The following is a 4199-nucleotide window of genomic DNA, read 5'->3' as shown; positions in this document are numbered from 1 at the left end:
GGATTTTCATTACTAACAGGTAATTTCAACAAAAAAAGAGGGGTAAATAAAAAAGTAGAAAGTGATGCGCAAAAAAGAAACGACATTGCATTAACACCGCTAGCGATCCCCATGCTCGCAGGACCAGGTTCAATATCCTTGTTAATTGCATTTTATCACGAACACCATAGTATACCTGACATCATCTTCTCCATTTTAGCTATTTTTGCTGTAGCAGTAGCCATTTTTATTGTCTTAAAAAGCGCACACTATTTAGCTAAAATTCTTGGAGCCTCCGGAATTGTGGCAATTTCACGAATTGTTGGTTTTATTGTAATTGCAATTGGTGTTCAATATATCATTAGTTCCATTATCACCATTGTCAAAACAAATATTTTATAAATAAAATATCTAATAGTAAAAAAGACCTTCATTACTGAAGGTCTTCTTTATTACTATATTCTTGGCAAGAAAATCTCAGCCATCATGCATCGGGCACTTCCGCCCCCACAGGCTTCAATCGTATCCAAACTTGAACTCAATATCGTTGCGTGCTTTTCTAATTGCTGCACTTGATTCGTTGTCAAACTTTGATGAGCAGAGGCACTCATCACTAAATACCTTTTATCATTAGTTCCTTTTACCTCTAACATGTTTCCGGCAAAATTATTCATCTGGTCTTCGGTAATTAAGATAATTTCTTTATTGTCGCTTTTTAAATTATCAAGAACCATTTTTCGTTCTTTTTTATCATCAATACAATCCGCACAAATAACAGCAAAGGTCTCACCTAAGCACATCATAACATTGGTATGATAAATCAACTTACGTTCTCCATTTACGGTTTGAAAAGCTTCAAAAATAACCGGAGCAAAGTCAAAATCTTCACAAAATTCGATAAACAATTCCTCGTCTGCCCTTGGTGAAAGTGCACAATAGGCTTTTTCATTGGCTCTATCTAAAAGTAAGCTACCTGTACCTTCTAAAAAAACACCATCTTGCTCCGCTTCGGTATAATCCATGATGTTTTCAATCTTAAACCCTTCTTCCTCTAACAAGTCTAAAATTTCTTCACGACGCTCTGCTCTCCTGTTTTCGGCAAACATAGGATACAAGGCTACATCTCCATTTTCATGAAATGAAATCCAGTTATTTGGAAAAATGCTATCAGGAGTATCCGGATCTAGCGTATCATTTACAACTGTTACCTGCACCCCTACAGCTCTTAGTTTTTCTACGAAAACATCAAACTCTTCCTGAGCTTTCGAGTTAACTGTCTCTGGAGATAAGCCATCAATCACTTTTTGATAATAGTTATTAATAACTGTTTGCTCGTTCATCCTGAAAGCTACTGGACGAATCATTACTATTGCATTGGTAGTTTGCTTCATATATTGTGTGTTTATAATAAAAAGGCATGAAGCTTAATGTGAAACAACATCATACTACATCCCTTTAATAATTGTTTAATCTCTTATCAATGGAAGCGTTGAACAACGCAACAACCCCTCTTGTTTCGCAATTTCAGCATATGGAATCTCTTCAACTACAAAACCGTTCGCTCTTAACCAATTATTCAACCTTGTGAAATTTCTTTCAGAAACTACTACATTAGTATCAATCGAAAAAACGTTGGAATTCATGTGGTACATTTCATCTCTGGTGATATGAAATAAATTTTCTTCACCAAAGAGTTGCACTAGATAGCGGTAATCTGCCTCTTCTCTAAAACCACTTTTATAGATTATTGCCTTATTGATACCTACTGGTTGAAAACAACAATCCAAATGCAATGCATTATCTCTCGCTTCTAGCTTAGATTTCACTAAGTCAAACTCTTTCACAATTTTATTTGGAAACAAATCTTTGATATATTGCACTCCCTCTAAATTTGTTCTTGCTGTTATGTAGTCTTTATAATCACTTCCTTTGTAGGTCCCAATAAAAATATGATCGTTCCATAACATAACATCTCCACCTTCAATATGCACTTCCTCAGGAGGACGCACTACATTTTTAGGATTAATTTGATCAATTACAAATTGTATCGCATCCAATTCTAGCTCTCTTTCAGGTAGTATATTGGATTTGATAAAAATATCATCAATTACAAAACCAATATCACGTGTGAAAATTTGATTGCAACTTTCAATAAGTTGCGGTCTGTATACAGTCACATCGTATTTATGAAGCACTTTATTGAAAGCGTCCATCTCAACAACCATATCAACTTCCTTGGGATAGGTTCCCGCTAAAATATGCTCTAAGGATTTTGGATCGTAAGCTTCCTCTACAGTTGGTTCCGGACCATTATCAATTGCAGTCCCTAAAACTACTACCCGCAGCCTAGAAGTTTCGTTTTTTACATTTATTTCTAACATAGTTTTTTAATTGGCTTTACCGCAAAGATAAAAAAAAGCTTCACTAATTTGTGAAGCTTTTACATTTTGAAAATTATCTTTTTTCTACAGATTGAAATTCTCTAAGAGGGGAACCAGTGTAGACTTGTCTCGGTCTTCCAATAGGCTCTTTGTTTTCTCTCATTTCCTTCCATTGTGCGATCCAACCTGGTAATCTACCGATAGCGAACATAACCGTGAACATGTCAGTTGGGATACCTAAAGCTCTGTAAATAATACCAGAGTAAAAATCAACATTAGGATACAAACTTCTAGATTTGAAGTACTCATCTTCAAGTGCCAATGCTTCTAATTTCTTAGCAATCGCCAAAATTGGATCATCAACTCCTAATGTTTCTAGAACTTCATCTGCGGCTTTTTTAATGATTTTTGCACGAGGGTCAAAATTCTTGTATACTCTGTGACCAAATCCCATTAAACGGAATGGATCATTTTTATCTTTGGCTTTAGCCATGTAAACATCAGCATCTCCACCATTTTGATGAATTTCTTCTAGCATTTCAAGTACTGCTTGATTCGCTCCTCCATGTAATGGTCCCCAAAGTGCAGAAACACCTGAAGAGATAGAAGCAAATAAACCTGCATGCGAAGAACCTACCATTCTTACTGTAGAGGTAGAGCAGTTTTGCTCGTGATCAGCATGTAATATGAATAATTTATCTAAGGCATCGATAACCACTGGATTAGCTGAGTAAGGACCTGTAGGTAATTCGAACATTAATTTCATGAAATTCTCTACATATCCTTTTGTATTATCGTAATAATTCAAAGGATAACCCATACTTTTTCTATACGTCCAAGTGGCAATTACAAGAAATTTACCCATTGTTTTACAAACAGCGTGGTACATCTCTTTTTCATTATCAACGTTTACTGATTTTGGATTAAACGCAGTAAGTGCGCTCGTCAAAGCAGCCAAAACACCCATTGGATGTGCTGTTCTAGGAAAACCATCTATGATGTTTTTCATTTCCTCGTTGACTAATGTATGTTTTCTAATATCGTTTTCGAACTGCTCCAACTGAGTTGCTGTTGGCAATTCTCCAAAGATTAAAAGAAAGGAAACTTCAAGAAAATCGGCTTTATCTGCTAAATCTTCAATTGCGTAACCACGGTAACGCAATATTCCCAATTCACCATCTAAAAAAGTAATTTTACTTGTACATGAACCTGAATTTTTATATCCTGGATCTAAAGTAATTACACCTGATAAATCTCTTAATTTGTTAATATCAATAGCCTCTTCGTTTTCACTTCCTTTTACTATCGGAAACTCATACTTTTTGCCATCAATGTCTAATATAGCTGTTTTTGACATAATATTTTGGTAATAAATCTTAATATTTAATAATTTACCAAATCTAAGAATTAAAACATGAATTAAAAAGAGAAATCTACAATGAAGTTGTTAAATTTAAGCAAAAAAAGCCATCCAAATTAATGGACAGCTTTAAAGCACTACTTAATGTAGCAATTATTTTATTTTAAATGCTTTTTGACCCTGAAAATAGGCAGTATCTCCTAATTCTTCCTCGATTCTTAACAATTGATTGTACTTAGCCATACGATCAGATCGAGAAGCAGAACCAGTCTTAATTTGCCCACAATTTAAAGCAACTGCAAGATCCGCAATTGTATTGTCTTCCGTTTCTCCTGAACGGTGTGACATTACTGATGTGTACCCGGCGTTTTTAGCCATATTTACGGCTGCTATAGTTTCAGTTAATGTACCAATTTGGTTTACTTTAATCAAAATAGAATTAGCAATTCCTTTTTCGATTCCAGTTGCTAAACGCTCAA

At 34.9% G+C, this 4199-nt stretch carries 4 protein-coding genes and 1 pseudogene; 1 reads left to right on the top strand and 4 read right to left on the bottom strand.

All coding sequences use genetic code 11. The features are described 5' to 3' along the window. Nucleotides 1-381 (top strand): MarC family protein (locus P8M54_RS00850; RefSeq protein WP_300283901.1); only part of this gene is annotated, 381 nt, incomplete at its 5' end. 53 nt (nucleotides 382-434) lie between these two features. On the opposite strand, the gene ctlX is transcribed toward P8M54_RS00850, so the two are convergent. From ctlX to eno, 4 genes and pseudogenes are all read right to left on the bottom strand, one after another. Further along, nucleotides 435-1370 (bottom strand): citrulline utilization hydrolase CtlX, encoded by a 936-nt coding sequence (gene ctlX, locus P8M54_RS00845; protein ID WP_300283899.1) that lies wholly within the window; start codon nucleotides 1368-1370, stop codon nucleotides 435-437. 75 nt (nucleotides 1371-1445) lie between these two features. Further along, nucleotides 1446-2360, bottom strand: a complete 915-nt coding sequence (locus tag P8M54_RS00840) for an amidinotransferase (protein WP_300283897.1) — start codon at nucleotides 2358-2360, stop codon at nucleotides 1446-1448. Between the two features lie 73 nt (nucleotides 2361-2433). Further along, on the bottom strand, nucleotides 2434-3717 hold the full coding sequence (locus tag P8M54_RS00835) for a citrate synthase (RefSeq protein ID WP_300283895.1): 1284 nt from the start codon (nucleotides 3715-3717) through the stop codon (nucleotides 2434-2436). A gap of 156 nt (nucleotides 3718-3873) precedes the next feature. Then, nucleotides 3874-4199 (bottom strand): annotated as a pseudogene (eno, locus tag P8M54_RS00830) (phosphopyruvate hydratase); the annotation flags it as partial.

This window comes from Flavobacterium sp., assembly GCF_029242675.1.
Lineage (GTDB): Bacteria > Bacteroidota > Bacteroidia > Flavobacteriales > Flavobacteriaceae > Flavobacterium.
The sequence above is the reverse complement of the archived record's forward strand: the minus strand, read 5'-3'. Positions and strand labels throughout refer to the sequence as shown.